Below are 18,833 nucleotides of genomic sequence, written 5' to 3'. Positions count from 1 at the left end.
GACCGGCACCGGGACTTTCGGCCGTTTAGCCGCGCCAGCTTTAGACCGAAAGTGGTGTCGTCGATGGCACTGTAGCCGCCCTGAGGCCTTCGCGGGGGGATCGAATGGGTATCTATCTCAAACGAGTAGTCACTCAGGGAGTTCGTCGTAACACGATCGGGCTAGTACACAGCCGGTGGCTAACACATCGCCGAAAGAACGCGATGGACTTGAGTTACCGGGGCTCGACCGACTGTGCAGATGGGCCGTGCACCTGCCGGTGCCTCTGCCCGGGAGCCTCGGCGGGCGGTGCGCCGGGGGCCGGAAACCGCCCCCGGCTTGGGCTTGATCAACTTCGCGGAGCGTCATGATCGCTCCGCTCGGTGACGATGATGGTAACGCTCCGGAAGGGTCCAGGCTCGCCTCGGGCGGTATTCGATCTTGTTGCGGACGGTGACAGCCGGGTTAGCACGAACGGGGTGGTCCAGACCTCTGAGCGACCGCCTCCGCGCTGGTCGGAGCTGGTCTAGTCCAGATGGCCGCCAAGCGACCTTCGGGGGCGTACGGACGCTCTGAGGGGCTCGCGAATGGCTCAAGCGAAGCCTCCTGCGGCCGCTTCGTGAGCGTTGCGGCTCTCCGTGAAGGCTTCCTTGCTCACCTTGAGGGTAGGGAAAGAGGCCTTCACGGATCCGGCAGGGAGAGCAAGGGACCTTTAGTGCCGCTAGCTTTCCTAGCGACGCTAGATGGCCGCCGATCGCAATATAACCCGAATGCTATGTCTCGATTGATGGGAATCCGGCGTGTCGGGACCGTGGCCGACGCTCTCACGGGTCGAAGCGGCTCAGGAGGCCTGGCGCGCGCTGCACGTGAGGCGCTCGAGTCGAAGTACATGAAGGCCCCCTTCCTGTACCTAGACGCAAGTAAGGGGGCCTTCATGTACTCGGGAAGGTGTGAAGGTCGAGTTTCCTCGGCTGAGCCGAGGGAAGGGGGCCTTCACGCGCGGTCGTTGTGGCTGGTGGTGCTACTGAGGCGGTGACGACCGAAGCGGTTCAGGACGACTGGCGCTGCTCGAAGAGGGTCACGCCGACCGGCGGCAGCCCCACGACGCTCGCCATCACCTGGCAGAACGCCTGCCCGTGCGGCCGCAGCGCCGCGTCCGTCGGCGTCCAGGACGCCCGGAGTTCCAGATCGTCGGTGCGCGCGGGCCCGGAGATGTCGCCGAAGCGGGCCGACGACGTCTCGGTGACCGTGCCGCCCAGCGCCGTCCAATCCGCGCCGGAGCTCTCCAGCGCGTCGGTCAGCCAGGACCAGCCCACGGCGGGGAGGAAGGGATCGGTCGCCAGTTCGCGGTCGAGTTCCGCGCGGACGTACATGACCAGCCGCAGGACCCCGTCCCAGCCCTCTTGGCCCTCCGGATCGTGCAGCAGCACCAGCCGTCCCGACGCCAGCACGTCCGCCGGCCCTTCGACCTCGCAGCTCACCGCGTAGGACCACGGCGCCAGCCGCTGCGGCGGGCGCATCGTCTCCAGCTGGACTTCGGGGCGGGGCCGGACCGATTGCAACGCCGCGACGGCTTCACGGAAGAGATCGGGTACTGACGTCATCGCGGTCACCAACCGACTGTAAGACGCGATCGTCCGGTTCGGGGCGCAGGCGCGCCGAGAGTAAGGCCCCTGAGCGCACATGGCACCATGAACCGTGATGTCTCCTTCAGTTGCTTCTCCCGCGCAGACCGTCCCCGCGGCCCGTCGCGCCCTGCCCGGTGCGCCGTTCCTGGCCGCCGCGCGCGGCGAACGCCCGGCTCACACCCCCGTGTGGTTCATGCGCCAGGCGGGCCGGTCGCTGCCCGAGTACCGGGCGCTGCGTGAGGGCACCTCGATGTTCGAAGCCTGCTTCGACCCCGAGATGCTCGCCGAGATCACGCTCCAGCCGATCCGCCGTCACGGCGTCGACGCGGCCATCCTCTTCAGTGACATCGTGGTCCCGCTCAAGGCGGCGGGCCTCGACATCGACATCGTCGCGGGCACCGGCCCGGTCGTCGCCGAGCCGATCCGCGACACCGCGGGCGTGCGCGCGCTGCCGGTGCTGGAACCGGAGCAGGTGGAGCGCGTCGCCGAAGGGGTCCGGCTGCTGGTCGGGTCGCTGGGCGAGACACCGCTGATCGGGTTCGCGGGCGCGCCGTTCACCCTGGCCTCGTATCTCATCGAGGGCGGGCCGAGCCGCAACCACGAGCACACCAAGGCGCTCATGCACTCCGAGCCGGAGCTGTGGCACGAGCTGGCCGGGCGTCTCGCGGACATGGCGATCACCTTCCTCTCCGCGCAGCTGGACGCCGGGGCCGACGCGATCCAGCTGTTCGACTCGTGGGCGGGCGCGCTGTCGGAGCGGGACTACCGCGAGTTCGTCCTGCCGCATTCGGCGAAGGTGCTGTCCGCGGTCGCGGGCTACGGCGTGCCCCGGATCCACTTCGGCGTCGGCACCGGCGAGCTGCTGGTGGCCATGTGCGACGCGGGCGCGGACGTGGTCGGCGTCGACTGGCGCATCCCGCTCGACGAAGCCGTCCGCCGGCTCGGCGGTGGTGTCGTCCAGGGCAACCTCGACCCGGCGCTGCTGCACGCGTCCTGGCCGGTCGTCGAGGCCGAGGTCCGGCGCATCCACGCCGAAGGACGCGCGGCCGACGGCCACATCTTCAACCTCGGCCACGGCGTACTGCCGGGCGTCGATCCGGACGTCTTGACGCGTGTGGTCGGGCTGGTGCACGAGCTCCAGCCGTGAGGACCATCGCCGTCATCGGTGGCGGTATCTCGGGACTGACCGCGGCGTACCGGCTGCGGACGCTGCTCGGCGAAGACGCCCGGATCGTCGTCTTCGAGGCGACCGGGTCGCTCGGCGGGAAACTCCGCACGGTCGAGCTCGCCGGTGAACGTTACGACGTCGGCGCGGAGGCTTTCCTCGTCCGCCGTCCCGAGGCGCTCGCCCTGGTCCGCGAGGTCGGGCTCGGCGAAAGTCTCGTCCACCCCACCAAGACCCGCGCCAAGATCCACGCCGGCGGATCCGTGCTCGGCCTGCCGCCGGGCACGGTCATGGGCGTTCCGGCCTCGGCCGACGCGGTCGCCGGGGTGTTGTCGGAGAAGGGCCGCGCGCTGGTCGAGGCCGAGTCGTCGCTGCCTCCGCTGAAGCTGCACCCGGGGGACGTGCCGCTCGGCGAGCTGCTGCGTGCTCGGTTCGGCGACGAACTGGTCGACCGGCTCGTCGATCCGCTGCTGGGCGGGGTCTACGCCGGAGGAGCGGACGGGCTCGGGCTGCGCGCGACCATGCCCGGTCTCGCGTCCGCGATCGATCGTGGCGCACGCTCGCTCACCGAAGGCGCCGCGTCGCTCATGCCCGCCTCGCCGAGTACGGCGCCGGTCTTCGGCACCCTGCTGGGCGGCCTCGGAACACTGATCGCCCGGCTCGCGGAGCTGTCCCGCGCCGAGATCCGGACCGAGGCCACCGTGACGGCGATCGAGCGCACCGCCGACGGCTGGAAGGTCGACGACCTCGACGCCGACTCCGTTCTTCTCGCCGTCCCGGCGCCTTCGGCACGACGGCTGCTCGACGGTGTCGCAGGAGTGGCCTCGACGGTGTTCGCCAAGATCGAACTCGCGTCGATGGCGGTGGTCGCGCTCGCCCTTCCGCCGGGGACCGCGTTGCCGGAGTCGTCCGGAGTGTTGATCGGCGCGGGGGAGCGGGACGTGGCCGGGAGGCCCTTCGCCGCCAAGGCGTTCACCTTCTCCTCCCGCAAGTGGGCGCAGTACGGCGAAGGCCCGGTGCTGGTGCGTGGCTCGGTGGGCCGCTTCGGAGAACCGGGGGCGCTGCACGCCGACGACGACGAACTCGTGCGCGTGGTCCGCGACGACCTGGCCCGGCTGACCGGGGTCACCGCCGAGCCGATCGACACCCTGGTGACCCGCTGGGGCGGCGGGCTCCCGCAGTACGGCATCGGGCACCTCATCCGTGTCGAGCGGATCGAACGTGCCGTCGGCGGCGTCCCCGGCCTCGCCGTGGCGGGCGCGGCGCTGCACGGCGTCGGGATCCCGGCCTGCGTCGCCACCGCCGACGCGGCCGCCCGCCGCATCGCCGGGATCACACCGACCCACGAGGGCTCCTGAGCACCGGCAGTGCCAAGATGGCGGTATGGCGCGGCTGAACTACAACGAGCTCAATGACACCATCCGCTACACCGCCTGGTCGGTCTTCCGGGCCGAGCAGGGCAAGCTCGGCGAAGACCGCGCGAAGGCGACCGCGGAGACCACCGAGTACCTCGACGCGCTGGAGGCCAAGGGCGTCGTCGTCCGCGGTGTCTACGACCTCTCGGGGCTGCGCGCCGACGCCGACTACATGATCTGGTGGCACGCCGAGGAGATCGAGCAGGTCCAGGCGGCGTACAGCGGCTTCCGGCACACCCCGCTCGGCCGCGCGTCGGCGCCGGTGTGGAGCCAGGTCGCGCTGCACCGCCCGGCGGAGTTCAACAAGAGCCACATCCCGGCGTTCCTCGCCGGTGAAGAGGCCCGCAAGTTCATCTGCGTCTACCCGTTCGTGCGCTCCTACGAGTGGTACCTGCTGCCGGACGACGAGCGCCGCAAGATGCTCGCCGATCACGGCAAGGAGGCCCGTGACTACCCGGACGTCCGCGCCAACACGGTCGCGTCGTTCGCGCTGGGCGACTACGAGTGGATCCTGGCCTTCGAGGCCGACGAACTGCACCGCATCGTCGACCTCATGCGGCATCTGCGCGGCACCGAGGCCCGCCTCCACGTGCGCGAGGAGATCCCGTTCTACACCGGGACGAAGGTGGCCCCCGCCGAGCTGATCGCCCTGCTGCCCTAGTGAAGGCCTCCGTGGACACGCGCGTCTGGACCACGCTCACTGGCGAGACCCTCGCCGACGACGCCGTCGAGATCACCGGCCCCGAGTCGGTGCTGCCCGGGACCTTCCGGGTCGAGGAAGCGGCCACGACGAGTATCGCGGCGGCGACGCTCGCGGCCGGGGAACTGTTGCGGCTGCGGGGAATCGAGCCGGGCAAGGTCTCGGTCGACACCCGGCACGCCGCCGCGTCGTTCCACAGCGAGCAGTACATCCGGGTCGACGGGGAACCGGTGCCGTTCAGCGCGCCGCTGTCCGGCGACTACCTCGCGAACGACGGCTGGGTGCGGCTGCACTGCAACTACCCGCGGCACGTCTCCGCCGTGTGCTGGGGCCTGGGCGTGCCCGCGACGCGCGCGGCGTTCGAGAAGGTCGTGGCGGCCAAGTCGAAGTACGAGGTCGAGTCGGCCGTGGTCGGCGCCGGTGGTGCCGCCGCCGTGCTGCGCTCGCGTGACGAGTGGCTGGCGCACAAGCAAGGACAGGCGTCGTCGGCGTTGCCGGTCGCCGAGATCCGGACCCTCGGGCCGTCGGAACCCGTGCGGCTGTTCGAGTCCGACCGGCCGCTGGGCGGGGTCCGGATCCTGGACCTGACCCACGTCATCGCCGGACCGGTCGCCGGCCGAGTACTCGCCGCGCACGGCGCCACCGTCATGCACATCGGGTCGGCGCAGCTGCCGACCGTGCCGCCGCTGGCCGTCGACACCGGGATGGGCAAGCTCTCGGCGTACGTCGACCTGGAGACCGAAGCCGGACGCTCGCGGCTGCGCAAGCTGATCGCCCGCGCCGACGTCGTTCTGCAGGGTTTCCGGCCGGGATCGTTGGTGGCCAAGGGATTCTCGCCCGAAGCGATCGCCGAACTCCGGCCGGGCATCGTCGTCGCGGACCTGTCCGCGTACGGCTGGGAAGGGCCGTGGGCGCGCAGGCGCGGGTTCGACAGCCTGGTGCAGATGGCGTCGGGGATCGCCGACGAGGGCGGCAAGACGGCCGGGCTCGACGGCCCGGGACCGCTGCCGGTGCAGGCGCTCGATCACGCGACCGGCTGGCTGACCGCGGCGGCGATCATGACCGCAGTCCGCCGTGCGGCCACCGAGGGCGGCAGCCGGCATGTCCGGACCTCGCTCGCCGGGACCGGGGAGTGGCTGAACTCCTTGGGGCGCAAGGAAGCCGGGCCCACCGGCTTCGACGGTGGCGAATGGCTCGAAGACGTCGACGGCCAGCTCGGCCGGGTCACCCGGGTCAAGATGGCGGGCACCCTGCCGGGCTCGAATCCACAGTGGACGGAAGCGACGCACGTACCCGGAAGCGACCGCCCGGTCTGGTGATCGTTCCGCAAGTAGGTGACTAATTGCGGCGTAGCCAGGTCGCGAATCGGCGGCGAGGCTTGGGGATCTCGCCGCGCTCCACGAGCCACGTGCCGAAAGCGTCCGCGTAGGCTCGCGCGCGGATCGCGTCGGTCTTCGGATGGCTGGTCGCGTACTCGCGGAACAGCGCGGCGAACCGGTCGCCGAGGGCCTCGGCGAGATCCGGCCGGAGGTAGGCGACCAGCCTGCTCTGCTTGTTCCGTAAGACGTTCGCCTCGATACGGAGCCTGTCCGCGTCGAAGCCCGCCGGGGCGTCGCCTCCCGCGAGGAGCGCCTTGAGCAGCTCGGCCTGCTGGGCGGCGAGCCGCTCTCGGGGCGACGTCACGGCGAGACCGCTTCCCGCAACGCGGCCAGCTCGGCCGCGAGTTCCGTGTCGGACGGGTAGTCGTCGTCGCGTTCCAGCAGGACACCCGGTGGCTCGGTGCGGCGTCGCAGTTCGCGCAGCAGGTCCAGCACCTCCGGGACCACCGGATGGGCGTGCGTGTCGTGGTAGACGCCGTCGCGTTCGACGCCGCCGGCCATATGCGTGTACGCCAGCCGTTCCCACGGGATCTCGTCGAGGAACCGTTCGGGATCGGTGCCGAGGTTGCGGGCGTTGGCGTACAGATTGGCGACATCGATGATCAGCAGGCAGCCGGTCCGGTCGGTGAGCTCCCGCAGGAACTCCGACTCGGTGAACTCCGCGTCCGGCCAGTCCAGCACCGCCGCGATGTTCTCCAGCGCGAACGGGACCTCCACGATGGACTGCGTCAGTTTGACGTTGTCCACCAGGACATCCAGCGCTTCCCGGGTGCGGGGGAGCGGCATCAGATGACCCGAGTCGAGCCCGCCCGCGCGCACGAAGCACACGTGGTCGCTGGCCATCGGCGCGCCGAGCGCGCGGGTGACCTCCGCGAGATGCTCGACGCGCGCGGTGTCCAGCGGCTCGGCCCCGCCCAGCGAGAGCGAGACCGCGTGCGGCAGGACCGGCATTCCCTTGTCGCGCAACGCGACCAGCGTTTCGGGAAGGTGCCCGGCGTGCAGGTTCTCGGCGACGACCTCGACCCAGTCGACGCCGGGCAGCCGCGCGATCGACAGGTCCAGCTCGTGCCGCCAGCCGATGCCGATCCCGAGCCTGCCCGGCGCGTCAGCCACCACAGCCGCCGCCTCCGCAGGAACTCCCGCCTCCGCTGCTGCACGAGCTTCCTCCGCCGGTACTGCACGTGGAGCCGCCGCCGGACGAACCGCCGCCGAAACCCCCGGGGACCGGAGGCGGGATCAGGGCCGCGCTCAGTTCCTCGTCCGGGTAGTAGGCGAGGCCGCCGAACGCGACCGCCGCCGCGGCGCCACCCAGCAAGGCGCCGCCGGCCGCACCGGCGTAACCCGGTCCGTTCGGGATGCCGCGTTTGCGCTCCCGGCCATGGACGGACCTGGCCCGGTGGAGGATCCGGCCGCCTTCGCTGGTCGGCCGCGGGCCCGACCGCTTGTTCTTGACCGCCCGGGCGATCAGCGTCGCGAACACGGCCGCGATCAGCAGCGGGATGAGGAAACCGACGGGGCGGTCACCGGAGATCCCGGCGATCAGGCGGACGACACCGAGCACGAGCACGGCGAGGTACAGAAAGAAGACGACCTGGCGGATCCGGGGCGACCTGTCCGCGACGACGAGTCCCCGCTCCTCCAGTCCTTTGGCGAGCGCCTGCATCGGCCCCGACATCCGCAGGCGGTCGCGGATGCCTCGGGTAGTGGAGTTGTAGCCCGGCCGCGCGCCCTTGGCGACGGCCTTCTCGATCGGGTCGGCGGGCAGGGGGCCGGTGAGCTGGAGCTGCTTCGAGCTGCTGACCCGCAACGTCCCGCGGTCGACCAGCGCCGCGATGGCCGTGTCGACCACCCGGTCCGGGCCGCCGGCGAGATAGGCGAGTTCGTACACCGTCGGTTCCGGTTCGCTCACGGTGGCGCGCGGGATCTTGGCGCCGAGCTTGGCCGCGATCGTCCAAAGGAGACCGACGACCAGCGGGAACACCAGCAGGGCGCCATAGATCGCCAGGAACGCAGGTCCGGGGATGCCCCAGGTGTCTTCCATCGCACGGGCCTTTCGCGAGCAGGTGCACTTACCGTAGTCGGACGCTTGGCCGTCCGGTCTCGGTTCCGGTGATTCGACCATCCGAAGCGGGTCTTCACGACGGCAGTTGGGCCGTCAGTAGCCGCCGGTCCCGCAGGTGCTCGAACCGGGACCGTCACCCCAGCCGAAGGTGCGGGTGTCCTTGGCGGGGCGCCCGCCGTAGCGGCTCAGGATGGCGGCGACCTCGCGATCGGGATACGCGGCGAAGCCGCCGAGGGCCACCGCGCCCGTCGCACCCGAAACGAGGCTTCGATCCGACTCCGCCGCGGCCAGCACCGCGCGGCCCGCGGCCGTCGTCCTGCCCTCGTGATCGGTCCGGCCGAGCCGGAGGGAGACGATCAGCAAGGCCAGTGCCACGACGAGGAGCACGGTCAGGACCACGGTGCCGTCGGTGGCGATCCACCGGACCGTCCCGACCCCCAGAAGGACGGCGTAGACGACGGCGGCGATCCTCCACGTGAGCCTTCGGCGTCCTTCGGCGACGACCAGGCCCTGGCGGCCCAGATCGGCCCACAGCTCTCGCATCGCCGGGCCGTGGCTCATCGTCTTCCACAACTCGTGGTCGGGGAAGGACGCCAGGTGACCGGCGAGCTCCAGCCCCAGTGGGTCGACCGGAACCAGTGGAGTGCGGTAGATCCTGCCCGAACCGCCGAGCCGGGCCTGGTCCCGTTCGAGCATCGAGGCGACCACCGTTTCGGTGACCCGCGAGGCGCCACCCGCCAAGGCCGCCACGTGCCGCACGCTCGGCAACCCGCCGCCGTCGTGAAAGCCGCGCCGGAGCCGAAGCACGTGAAGCGCCGCGACCGTGACGGGGAGCGCGATCGCCGGTGCGTAGAGCCACCCGGAGTCAGCCACCGCACCCACCTCCACCGCAGGAAGAACCGCTCGCGCAGCCGCTTACCCCGCTCGACGACCCCGACGACCCCCTGGCGGTGGCATCGCCCGCCCTGACCAGCATGTCCGCCATGACCGGATCTGGATACGCCGCCAAGCCGCCGAGGGCCACCGCGCCCGCCACTCCGGGGAGCAGGGCAGGATTCCGCCGGGCCGCGCCGAGGACGCGCAGTCCTGCCGCGGTCGGCAGGACTGCGCGGCTCGGACGCAGGAGAAGGACGGTCCCGGCGATGGCCGCGACCACTGCGACGAGAAGGCCCGCCAGTATCCCGGCTTGGCGACCCAGCGGCATGGCGTTGGCGAACCTCGCCAGCCCGAGCGCGAGCACGGGGAGGTAGACGATCAAGGCCGCCAGCCACCCGGCGCGACGGCGGCGTTCGTCCACTTGCAGGCCGCTCAGCTGAAGTTCGTTGCGCACTTCCTGGACGGCGGCACTCCGGCTCAGCAGCTTCTTCAACCGGTAGAGCCCGCCGGCACCCGCTCGCGGAATGAGTTCGGTGGCGGCGCGCGTGAGCGGATCCCCCGATGCGGCGCGGAGGACCGTGACGCGCCCTCGGCTGTCCAGCCGTAGCTGCTCACCGGCGACCATGGTGGCCACCACGACATCGGCGACCCGTTCGGTGCCACCGTCCAGCGCGGCGAGGTGGTACGGGCCCGGCGGCGTCCACTCGTCGGCGGCACGACGCCGCAGCGACTGGGCCCACAGTCCGGCGAAGAGAAACGGCAGCACGACGAGGCAGCCGTACAGCCACGCGAAAGCCGGTCCCGAGATCCCCCAGGGTTCGTTCATACGACACCGCCCTCCCTGACGTTGTTCACCATGAACGCGTCGGGGAGGGCGGTGGTTCGCTTCGGTCGGTTACGACTCGGGAACGAGCTTCAGCGAGATCGAGTTGATGCAGTACCGCTGATCCGTCGGCGTGGCGTAGCCCTCGCCTTCGAAGACGTGCCCGAGGTGGCTGTGGCACGACTTGCACAGCACCTCGATGCGGCGCATCCCCATGGTGGTGTCCTCACGGAGGAGGACGGCGTCGGTGTCGGCCGGGTCGTAGAACGACGGCCAGCCACAGTGGCTCTCGAATTTCGTGTCGCTGCGGAACAGTTCGGCGCCACAGGCACGGCACTGGTAGACCCCGGTGGTCTTCTCATCGGTGTACTCACCGGTGAAGGGGCGCTCGGTGCCCGCCTGGCGGAGCACGGCGTACTCGTCGGGGCTGAGCTGTTCCCGCCATTCCTGCTCGGACTTGACCACGCGGGGTGTGGCTCCGACAACGGGTTTCATGCCTTTCACCGGTTCCACGTTACCCCGCGAGCCACGCGATGGCCCGGCCGATGATGTCCCATGCGGTGACCATCACGCCGAGCACGATGAGGATCACGACCAGTGCCGAAATCCACCAGCGCAGACCGCCGATCCGGTTGCTGGAGTCGGCGAAATCGGAGACACCGTCGAGACAGGCTTCCACGGTGAAATTCGGGCCGCAGCGTTCGATGCGGTCCAGATGCTCGGCGAAGGCACGGGCTTCGGGATCGTACGGGTCGAGGCCTACCAGATCCTCCTGGAAGCGAGGATTCTGGCCAGGTCCGAAAGGTCCGCTATCGGCCATACCGGCAACAGTAAGCCACGAGCGGCGATTGGCCTACCACCGGCGAGGCGGGTCTCACCACCGCCACGCTGCGTCAGTTGCCGAGTACTCGCGTGTCGGCGTCGATGTAGTACTGGCCGCCGACCTGGACCACGCGCAGCGCCGGCCGCGGTCCCTTGTTGAGCGTGATGTTCATGTCGATCGAGCCATCAGGGTTTCCGCCGCCGCTGTCCGCTCGCGCGGTGTCGGCACCGGTGACCTTGTGAGTGCTCCAGTACTCGGCGAAAGCCTGCTCCGAGCCGTAGACCTCTTTCGCGGCCTCCGTGAGCTTGTTCCAGCTCGCGGACGTTCCGATCTTGTCGGTGTCAAAGAAGTCCAGCAGGAATTGCCCCACGCTGGAGTAGCTGGTGACCTTCTCACTCGGGGTTTTCCCCAAGCCCGCGGGCGCGGGCCGCGACGAAGACGAGCCGCTCTTCGGCGGCGCAGAGACACTGGTCTGCGGGTTCGCCCCGGCGTTGTTGCCGCCCTGGTTGTCGCTCCCGTTGCCCGAATTGAGGACCAGGAACACGATCACGGCGACCACCACGACGGCGGCACCGGCGCCCGCGAACAGGACGGCCTTGCGTTTGGCGTCGGCGGGCTTGGCCTGGGACGGCCGCATCGGAGCGGCCGCGGACGGCGGCGGGCTCATCGCGGCGACCGGACGTGGCGGCGTGTTCGGCGGGGCGGACGGCGAGCGCATCGGGATGAAGGCGGCCGTCGGCGTGTGGGTCTTGGCCGGAGCCGGGGGAGCGCCCGCGGCGGACTCGGCGGGCTTGTCGGTCCGCTGCCACGGCGGCCGCTCTCCGCCGGGGATGCCGTGTCCCGGGGTGTCGGGCACGGCGGGCTGTCTACCGCCGCCCGCTCCGAAGAGCCGCGGCGACGCGGCCATGCCCGCGCCGGACTCGTTCGCCGCCAGTGCGGCGAGACGTTCCCTGGCCTCGGCCATGGTCGGGCGCTCGGTCGGCTCGGTGCGCAGGAGGCTCATCAGCAGCGCCGTCGCGGGGCCCGCCTGCTGCGGCGGGTTGATCTGGCCGTTCGCCGCCGCGTACAGCAGCGCCAGCTGGTTCGAGCTGTTCCCGTACGGGGTCTGGCCCTCGATCGCCTGGTAGAGCGTCGCGCCGAGCGCGAAGACGTCGGAGCTGGGCACCGGGTCGGAGCCGCGCGCCAGCTCGGGCGCGAGATACGCCGGGGTGCCGCCGATCAGGCCGGTCTGGGTGAGCGTCATGTCGCCGGCGGCGCGGGAGATGCCGAAGTCGGTGATCTTCGCGGTACCGGCCTCGTCGATCAGGATGTTGCCCGGTTTGACGTCGCGGTGCACGATCCCGGCGCGGTGCGCGGCCACCAGCGCCGACGCGACCTGCTCGCCGATCTTCGCGACGCGCCCGAGCGGCAGCGTGCCTTCCTCGGAGATGATCGCCGAGAGACTCGGGCCGTTCAGGTACTCCATCACCAGGCAGGGATCGCCGCCGTGCTCGGCGATGTCGAACACCACGATCGCGTTCGGATGCTGGAACCGGGCCGCGTTCTTCGCCTCGCGCATGGCGCGCTGGCGCATGTTGTCGCGTTCGGCCTCGGAGACACCCGGCTGCGGGAGGATCTGCTTGACCGCCACCGAGCGCTCGAGGCGGACATCGATGGCACGCCAGACCACCCCCATGGCACCGCTACCAATTTGCTCGACCAGGCGATAGTGCCCAGCGATCAGCTGACCGGTGTCGATGGCGACTGCTCCTGACACATTCTCCGGGTGATGGTGGCGCTACGCGGCCTGACAGGTCCCGCGCACCCGATCGAGTGTAGCGGGCGGCGGTTTCGGCTCCCCGTCAGCTCGCCGGTGCGGAGGCGGGCGATTCTTCTTCCTCGCTCGGATCGGGCACCGGCAGGGCTTTGCGCCGGAAGACCTTCACCAGCCCGATGGCCCCCGCCGCGGCGAACACGGCGTAACAGATCAGCAGGGCGGGCGGTGTTTCCCCGGTCAGCGCGTCACCGAGGACGACGACCGCGACCGTTCCCGGGAGGCTGCCGAGCGCGGTCCCGATCAGATACGGGGCGAAACGGACCGATGACACTCCGCACAGGTAACTGAACGGAGCGAACGGCACCATCGGGATCAGCCTTAAGGAGGTGATCGCCAAGACGCCGCCGTCCGAAAGTCGCTCGTTGACCGCGCGGACCTTCGCCCGGTGCAGGTGCCGGGTGACCAGATCGCGGCCGAGTGCCCTCGAAAGAGCGAACGAGAGCGCCGACGCGACCGTGGTCGCCAGGATGCCGACGACGATGCCCGTGGTGGCGCCGAGCAGCAACCCGCCCGCCAGGTTGAACACGGTGCGCGGGATCGGTGCCACGGTCAGGATCGAATAGACCAGGAAGAACACGAGTGGGGTGGCCGGGCCGGTCTCGGCCGCCCAGGCCCGCAGCCCGGCCGGACCCGGGATCGGCAGCAGGACCGCGGCCGCCACGAAAAGGGCGAGCACGGTGAGCGCGAGGATTAATTTGGTACGGCCGGACACCGCGTCAACCGTACCGTGTCCGGTGTGATCGACACCGAGGCGCTGCGGACGCAGCCCGAACTGACCGGCGGGCACGTCGTGCTCACGCAGCTCGACGAAACCTACTTCGAGACCGCGTGGAAGGCCTTGCAGGAGCCCGAAACCATCCGGCTGACCGGGACGCACACCCGGTTCACCCCCGAGCAGATCCGGACCTGGCTCGCCGGGCGGACCGGCCTGGACGACAGGGCGGACTACGCGATCGTGCGCAAGGAGGATCGCGCGCACGTCGGCGATCTCGCGCTCACCGACATCGACAAGGACAATCGCTCCGCGTCGTTCCGCATCGCGCTGAACGGGCCGGAGTTCTTCGGCAAGGGCTATGGCACCGAGGCGACCAGGCTGCTGCTGGACTACGCGTTCGACGTCGTCGGCCTGCATCGTGTCTCGCTGGAGGTCTTCGACTACAATCCGCGGGCCCAGCGAGCTTACGAGAAGGCCGGGTTCGTCCGTGAGGGGCTCCAGCGGGAAGCGCTGTGGTGGGACGGCGAGTGGCATGACGTCGTCACGATGGCAATCCTGAAGACCGATCCCCGGCCCTGATCGGCGATACCGTGTGCGCATGCCCAAGAACGGTGAACCGATCGAGGTCGAAGCGGGCGGGCGCAAGGTCCGCGTGTCCAGCCCGGACAAGGTGTACTTCCCGGCGAGGGGGATCACGAAGCGCCAGGTCGTGGAGCACTACGTCGCGGTCGGAGAGCCTCTGCTGCGCGCGATCGGGGAGCGGCCGACGACGCTGAAGCGCTACGTCGACGGCGTCGAGGGCGAGTGGTTCTACGCCAAGCGCGTGCCGAAGGGCGCCCCGGAGTGGGTGGAGACCGCGAAGATCACCTTCCCGTCCGGCCGGACGGCCGAGGAGGTCTGCCCGACCGAGCCCGCCGTGTTCGCCTGGGCGGCGAACCTGGGCACCTTCGACTTCCACCCCTGGCCGGTGCGGCGGCCCGACGTCGACCATCCCGACGAACTCCGTATCGACGTGGACCCGCCGGACGAGGCGGGCTTCGCCGACGCGGTCGAGGTCGCGGGCGTGGTGCGCGAGGTGCTCGACTCGGCGGGGCTGGTCGGCTACCCGAAGACCTCGGGTGGCCGCGGCGTGCACGTCCTGGTGCGGATCCGGCCGGAGTGGGACTTCATCGAGGTCCGGCACGCGGTGATCGCGCTGGGTCGCGAGGTCGAACGCCGGATCCCGGACAGGGCGACCATCGCGTGGTGGAAGGAAGAGCGCGGCGGCAGGGTCTTCATCGACTACAACCAGGCCGCCCGCGACCGCACGGTGGCGTCGGCCTGGTCGGTCCGCGGCACCCAGCGGGCGACGGTGTCGACGCCGCTGACCTGGGATCTGCTGACCGAGGTCGACCCGGACGACTTCGATGTCCTCACCGCCGGCGCCTTCTACGCCGAGCGCGGCGACCTGCACGCGCCGATGGACGAGCGGGCTTTCGGCATCGAGACGCTGCTGGAGTGGTACGCGCGGGACGAGCGTGACCACGGCGTCGGCGAGATGCCGTATCCGCCGGACTACCCGAAGATGCCCGGCGAGCCGAAGCGCGTCCAGCCGAGCAAGGCACGGGACGACACCTGACGGCTTCCGGACCGGAACGCCTTTCGTGACGACGTGTGCGTGCTCGGTGACCATTTCGTCCCGGCGGTCGTTCTTTCCTTCGTTTTGCTCCCGGAGTGATTGCGCTTTCATGTCGATCCAGAAACCAGTCACCGTCGCGCGGTGGATCGATACGAGACTGTGTGACGCGTGGGACTCAGCCGTAACGCAGGTCTTCCTGCCAGCGACAATTCCCACCGAACACTAGGCTGGGGGAGGACGAAGGAGTATCCGTGGACGACCTGATCGCCTTTCTCGCCGCGCGTGTGGGGCAACGCCAGGCGTTGATCATGCAGGCGGTCAAGAAAACCGAGATCAACGAATCGCTCACCCGCGGTGAGACCAAGGTCGTCATCGAAAAGAAGATCCGTTCGCTCAACGACCTCGAACTCGACACGGTCAATCAGATGATCAACGAGATCGAGGCGACCCGGCGGCTCCTGCAGGCGCACCGCACCACGGTCTCGGAGAAGGTGCCCGGATTCCCCTTGTACGGCAACGAGTACTGGTGCGAGACCTGCCATGTGCCCGCCGACGAGGCGGGGACGAACTGGTGCCTGACCCTGCGGCTGCTGGCCCTGCCGCACGCCGACCACCCGGACTACAGCGAGCGCTGGCGCCCCTGAGCGGGGAATGCCCGCCCGGTCCGGGCGCGTTGACCCGAAGGTGATCACGCTTTCGGTACTGGACCGGTCCCCGACCCGCCGCGGCGGCGACGCGCCCCGCGCCCTGCGGGACACGGTCGCCTTCGCGCGGGACATCGAAGCGCTCGGTTATCACCGGTTCTGGGTCTCCGAACACCACAGCGTGCCCGGCGTCGCCGGTTCGGCGCCGACGGTGCTGGCGGCCGCCATCGCTTCGGCGACCGAACGGATCCGGGTCGGCACGGGCGGCGTGATGCTGCCGAACCACCGGCCGCTCGTGGTCGCGGAACAGTTCGGTGTACTCGAATCGCTCTTCCCCGGCCGGATCGACATGGGGCTGGGGCGTTCGGTCGGGTTCACCGGCGGGGTCCGGCAGGCGCTCGGGCACGACAAGGACGACGCCGATCGCTTCGGTGACCAGGTTCGCGAGCTGCTGGGCTTCCTCGCGGGCGATCAGACGACGTATCCGGGTGTGCACGCCATCCCCGCGGAAGGCCTGCGTGTGCCCGCGTTCCTGCTGGCCACCGGCGCCGGGGCGCGGCTGGCCGCGGAACTGGGGCTGCCGCTGGTGATCGCGCCGGTCCGGGGTGAGGGACCGATGCTCGAAGCCATCGAGGGGTACCGCGCCGGGTTCCGCCCGTCCGCGCGGGCGTCGCGGCCGTACGTCGTGGTGTCCACGGCGATCGCGGTCGCCGAGACGGCCGAACGGGCACGGCGGTTGCTGATCCCCGAAGCGTGGTCGACGGTCTACTCGCGGACGCACGGCGTCTTCCCGCCGTTGGCCCCGGTGGAAGAGATCCTCGCCGGTCCGCTGTCGGACCGCGACCGGGAGCGGCTGGACCGGGCGCTCGACGGTCAGCTCGCCGGCACCCCGGACGAGATCGGCGACCGGCTGGCCGAGCTCGCCGCCACGACCGGAGCCGACGAGATCCTGGTGACCACCAGCACTTTCGACCAGACGGAGCGGCTGGATTCCTATCGCGCGCTGGCCGAGGTCGCCGGGCTTCGGAGCCTGGCCGCGGCGTCGTGAGTTTTGCTAGGGTCACGGCCATGACTGCCGGGTCGGCCTCGTGCCGTGAGCGGACGGGTTCCCCGGCTTCCGCTTGAGCTCCGCGTGGGCCCGCGGCCCACCTTCTCCCGTATGTGTCCTGAGCTGTGGACCATGCATGGAGAGGAGGTGAATCGCATGTCTCCCACCGAAAACTGGCGGGCTTTCGTCACCGCGCACGCCGATGGCGGCGTTCTGGACGGCGTCGTCACGCGGGTGCTCCCGTTCGGCGCGTTCGTCGAAGTGGCCCCCGGGATGGAAGGGCTGTTGCCGACCGTCGGCGGAACCGGCCCGCTCGCCGCCGGGGCGGCCGTCGTGGTACGGCTGGACAAGCTGGACGTCCAGAACCGGCGGTTCAGCCTGATCCTGGCCTGATCCGGCGCGTTTCGCCCTCTCGAAGCGGGCAGGGAAACCCTAGAGGCGCAACAGAAGCTGGGTGAGGATGCGTTGCGCGGGGTCGTCGAGATCGATCCCGCACACCTCGCCGGCGCGGCGCACCCGGTAGCGGACCGTGTTCGGGTGGATGTTCAGCTCGCGCGCCGCCTTCCGGACGTCGCCGAACGCGTCGAGATAGGCGAGCACGGCGGGCACCAGGATGCCGCCGTGCTCGGCGTCGTGGGCGACCAGTTCGGTCAGCCGAGGATCGCGGATCCTCGGCTGCTCGCCGAGGAACGCGAGCACCTCCGAGAGCAGGACCTCGGCCCGGACGTCGGCCAGCGAGGCGACGTCCGCGGTCCCGTGCCCGCGCGCCATCGTCGCCAGTACACGGTCCGCGTCGCCACGCGAGGCCGCCGCGTCGGAGAGGCTGGGGACCACACCGCCCAGCGCCGCGCGCACCCGGACGTCGAGATGCCGTCGCGCGGTACCGGCGATCTCCTTGGCCAGCGTCAGGATCCGCGGTTCGGCGTGCTCGGGGAGGTCGGGAAGGAGCGCGTAGACCCGGCCGCCGATCACGCTCACCAGCGCGCTCCGCCGGTACGCGGCGGTGTGCACGGTGATCAGGTGCACCAGCTCCGCGCGCCGGAGCTGCCGGTCGGTCGCGGCCCGGTCGCGGGGGAGCGAGAACGCCAGCACCATGGCGGGTTTCCCGGGGTCCGCGCCGATGTCGTCGGCGACGGACTCGGCGTCGAGTCGGCCGTCGAGCAGCCCCGCCAGCAGATCCTCGCGCAAGCGGAGTTCCGGGCTGGGCAGCGTCCGGTGCCGGATCAGCTGCGGCGCGAGCGCGCGGCTGGCGCCGAGCAGGGCGACCTCCGCGCTTTCGGTGAGCGGATGCGCGCCCTCCTGGACCCAGATCGTGCCCAGCGGCTGCGATCCGGCGTGGATCCCGGCCGCGATCCGCCGCCGGATGCCGAGATCGGGCCGTTCGTCGATGCGGACGATGCCTTCACCGGCGCGAAGACGCTGGTAAACGCCCCATTCGCGCAGCATCGCGAGATAGCGTTCCGGGCCTTCGCGGCCGAGGATGGAAAGCCTGCGCAGCTCGTCCACCTCGTCGCCCGCCCGCGAATAGGCCAGCACGCGGCTCGCGGTGTCCTCGATGCTGACCAGGCCGCCGGTCAGGGTCGCGATGGTCTGCGCTAGTGAGAACAGATCGCCAAGGACCTCGCCGCTGTCCGCCTCGCCACCTGCGCGAGCGGCGTCGACGACGCCCCTGGCCAGGGCTTCGACCTGTTCCCAGCGCGCTTCGTGGCCGACTTCGATCAGCGCGATCCCCGCGTCGGCCGCGACGTTCACGACGGCCATGCCGTTCTTGACCGCGACGGCGGCCGCGCCGGACCGCGCCGCCGCCCGGATCGCACCCGCGGCGGAGCGTCCGCGAGCGCCGATCACCAGGACGAGGTCACCCGGATGGGCGTCGGGCGGATCCTCCGGATCGTGGATGACGACCTCCTCCACGCCGACACCGAGCCCGCCCGGGGCCGCGAGCACCCTGACCAGCGGTTCCCCAAGGGTGGCGAGGACATGCCGCAGGGAAGCGCCAGGGGTCGTCTGAGTAGTCAGGGAGGACACTGTGATCACCGGTTAAGCCGATCGGACAAGATGGTCACCCTGATTCTAGCCAGTCGGACAATCCTTCAGAGGGCCGTCAGGTCTACCGTTCGGGATGAGACCTCTACCCGGCGA

The 18,833-nt window shown here is 70.5% G+C and carries 20 protein-coding genes; 9 read left to right on the top strand and 11 right to left on the bottom strand.

Features of this window, described 5'->3' with window-relative positions; all coding sequences use genetic code 11:
* Window positions 1–1,028 precede the first annotated feature (1,028 nt).
* Entirely contained in the window at window positions 1,029–1,592 is a 564-nt protein-coding gene (locus tag BLW75_RS10620) for a DUF3000 domain-containing protein (RefSeq protein WP_034318088.1), read from the bottom strand.
* Window positions 1,593–1,680: 88 nt separating this feature from the next.
* Here BLW75_RS10620 and hemE point away from each other — a divergent pair, with 88 nt between their 5' ends.
* Genes hemE through BLW75_RS10600 form a run of 4 tightly spaced genes read left to right on the top strand, consistent with a single transcriptional unit; the run spans window position 1,681 to window position 6,206 of the window.
* The gene (gene hemE / locus BLW75_RS10615) at window positions 1,681–2,754 is read left to right on the top strand and encodes a uroporphyrinogen decarboxylase (RefSeq protein WP_034318091.1); all 1,074 of its coding nucleotides are present in this window, start codon (window positions 1,681–1,683) and stop codon (window positions 2,752–2,754) included.
* Window positions 2,751–4,130, top strand: a complete 1,380-nt coding sequence (hemG, locus tag BLW75_RS10610; RefSeq protein ID WP_034318094.1) for a protoporphyrinogen oxidase — start codon at window positions 2,751–2,753, stop codon at window positions 4,128–4,130. The genes hemE and hemG overlap by 4 nt, the downstream gene beginning before the upstream one ends.
* A 25-nt stretch (window positions 4,131–4,155) precedes the next feature.
* Complete coding sequence (gene hemQ, locus BLW75_RS10605; RefSeq protein WP_016332997.1) at window positions 4,156–4,848, top strand: hydrogen peroxide-dependent heme synthase; 693 nt, start codon at window positions 4,156–4,158, stop codon at window positions 4,846–4,848.
* An 11-nt stretch (window positions 4,849–4,859) separates the two neighbouring features.
* Window positions 4,860–6,206 (top strand): CoA transferase, encoded by a 1,347-nt coding sequence (locus BLW75_RS10600; protein ID WP_034318334.1) that lies wholly within the window; start codon window positions 4,860–4,862, stop codon window positions 6,204–6,206.
* A 19-nt stretch (window positions 6,207–6,225) separates the two neighbouring features.
* Here BLW75_RS10600 and BLW75_RS10595 read toward each other — a convergent pair whose 3' ends face one another.
* The 9 genes from BLW75_RS10595 to BLW75_RS10555 all read right to left on the bottom strand — a co-directional run bounded on the left by BLW75_RS10595 (window position 6,226) and on the right by BLW75_RS10555 (window position 13,378).
* Window positions 6,226–6,570, bottom strand: coding sequence for an SCO6045 C-terminal-like domain-containing protein (locus BLW75_RS10595; protein ID WP_034318098.1), 345 nt, complete (start codon window positions 6,568–6,570; stop codon window positions 6,226–6,228).
* Window positions 6,567–7,382: an MbnB/TglH/ChrH family RiPP precursor modification enzyme gene (locus BLW75_RS10590; protein ID WP_198935800.1), complete on the bottom strand. Its 816-nt coding sequence runs from the start codon at window positions 7,380–7,382 to the stop codon at window positions 6,567–6,569. The genes BLW75_RS10595 and BLW75_RS10590 overlap by 4 nt, the downstream gene beginning before the upstream one ends.
* Complete coding sequence (locus tag BLW75_RS10585) at window positions 7,372–8,307, bottom strand: TIGR04222 domain-containing membrane protein (protein WP_034318101.1); 936 nt, start codon at window positions 8,305–8,307, stop codon at window positions 7,372–7,374. The genes BLW75_RS10590 and BLW75_RS10585 overlap by 11 nt, the downstream gene beginning before the upstream one ends.
* A gap of 114 nt (window positions 8,308–8,421) precedes the next feature.
* A complete protein-coding gene (locus tag BLW75_RS10580; protein WP_158005407.1) occupies window positions 8,422–9,201 on the bottom strand; it encodes a TIGR04222 domain-containing membrane protein in 780 nt (259 codons plus the stop codon).
* Window positions 9,194–10,030, bottom strand: a complete 837-nt coding sequence (locus tag BLW75_RS10575; protein ID WP_034318107.1) for a TIGR04222 domain-containing membrane protein — start codon at window positions 10,028–10,030, stop codon at window positions 9,194–9,196. Before BLW75_RS10575 ends, BLW75_RS10580 begins: the two co-directional genes overlap by 8 nt.
* A gap of 69 nt (window positions 10,031–10,099) precedes the next feature.
* Window positions 10,100–10,522, bottom strand: a complete 423-nt coding sequence (gene msrB / locus BLW75_RS10570; protein ID WP_034318341.1) for a peptide-methionine (R)-S-oxide reductase MsrB — start codon at window positions 10,520–10,522, stop codon at window positions 10,100–10,102.
* A 19-nt stretch (window positions 10,523–10,541) separates the two neighbouring features.
* Window positions 10,542–10,847 (bottom strand): hypothetical protein, encoded by a 306-nt coding sequence (locus BLW75_RS10565; protein WP_034318111.1) that lies wholly within the window; start codon window positions 10,845–10,847, stop codon window positions 10,542–10,544.
* Between the two features lie 73 nt (window positions 10,848–10,920).
* A complete protein-coding gene (locus tag BLW75_RS10560) occupies window positions 10,921–12,525 on the bottom strand; it encodes a serine/threonine-protein kinase (protein ID WP_034318114.1) in 1,605 nt (534 codons plus the stop codon).
* Between the two features lie 166 nt (window positions 12,526–12,691).
* Window positions 12,692–13,378: a TVP38/TMEM64 family protein gene (locus BLW75_RS10555; protein WP_034318344.1), complete on the bottom strand. Its 687-nt coding sequence runs from the start codon at window positions 13,376–13,378 to the stop codon at window positions 12,692–12,694.
* A gap of 24 nt (window positions 13,379–13,402) precedes the next feature.
* On the opposite strand from BLW75_RS10555, the gene BLW75_RS10550 reads away from it, so the two are divergent.
* The 5 genes from BLW75_RS10550 to BLW75_RS10530 all read left to right on the top strand — a co-directional run bounded on the left by BLW75_RS10550 (window position 13,403) and on the right by BLW75_RS10530 (window position 17,084).
* On the top strand, window positions 13,403–13,960 hold the full coding sequence (locus tag BLW75_RS10550) for a GNAT family N-acetyltransferase (protein WP_034318117.1): 558 nt from the start codon (window positions 13,403–13,405) through the stop codon (window positions 13,958–13,960).
* A 19-nt stretch (window positions 13,961–13,979) separates the two neighbouring features.
* Complete coding sequence (gene ligD / locus BLW75_RS10545; protein WP_034318120.1) at window positions 13,980–14,999, top strand: non-homologous end-joining DNA ligase; 1,020 nt, start codon at window positions 13,980–13,982, stop codon at window positions 14,997–14,999.
* A 251-nt stretch (window positions 15,000–15,250) separates the two neighbouring features.
* Window positions 15,251–15,643, top strand: a complete 393-nt coding sequence (locus BLW75_RS10540) for a DUF6221 family protein (RefSeq protein ID WP_034318123.1) — start codon at window positions 15,251–15,253, stop codon at window positions 15,641–15,643.
* A 7-nt stretch (window positions 15,644–15,650) separates the two neighbouring features.
* Window positions 15,651–16,691, top strand: a complete 1,041-nt coding sequence (locus BLW75_RS10535) for an LLM class flavin-dependent oxidoreductase (protein ID WP_091597285.1) — start codon at window positions 15,651–15,653, stop codon at window positions 16,689–16,691.
* A 156-nt stretch (window positions 16,692–16,847) separates the two neighbouring features.
* A complete protein-coding gene (locus BLW75_RS10530; protein WP_034318126.1) occupies window positions 16,848–17,084 on the top strand; it encodes a S1 RNA-binding domain-containing protein in 237 nt (78 codons plus the stop codon).
* Window positions 17,085–17,123: 39 nt separating this feature from the next.
* Here BLW75_RS10530 and BLW75_RS10525 read toward each other — a convergent pair whose 3' ends face one another.
* A complete protein-coding gene (locus tag BLW75_RS10525) occupies window positions 17,124–18,728 on the bottom strand; it encodes a PucR family transcriptional regulator (RefSeq protein WP_241783886.1) in 1,605 nt (534 codons plus the stop codon).
* Window positions 18,729–18,833 lie beyond the last annotated feature (105 nt).

This window comes from Amycolatopsis lurida (genome assembly GCF_900105055.1).
GTDB classification, from domain to species: Bacteria; Actinomycetota; Actinomycetes; order Mycobacteriales; family Pseudonocardiaceae; genus Amycolatopsis; species Amycolatopsis lurida.
The sequence above is the reverse complement of the archived record's forward strand: the minus strand, read 5'-3'. Positions and strand labels throughout refer to the sequence as shown.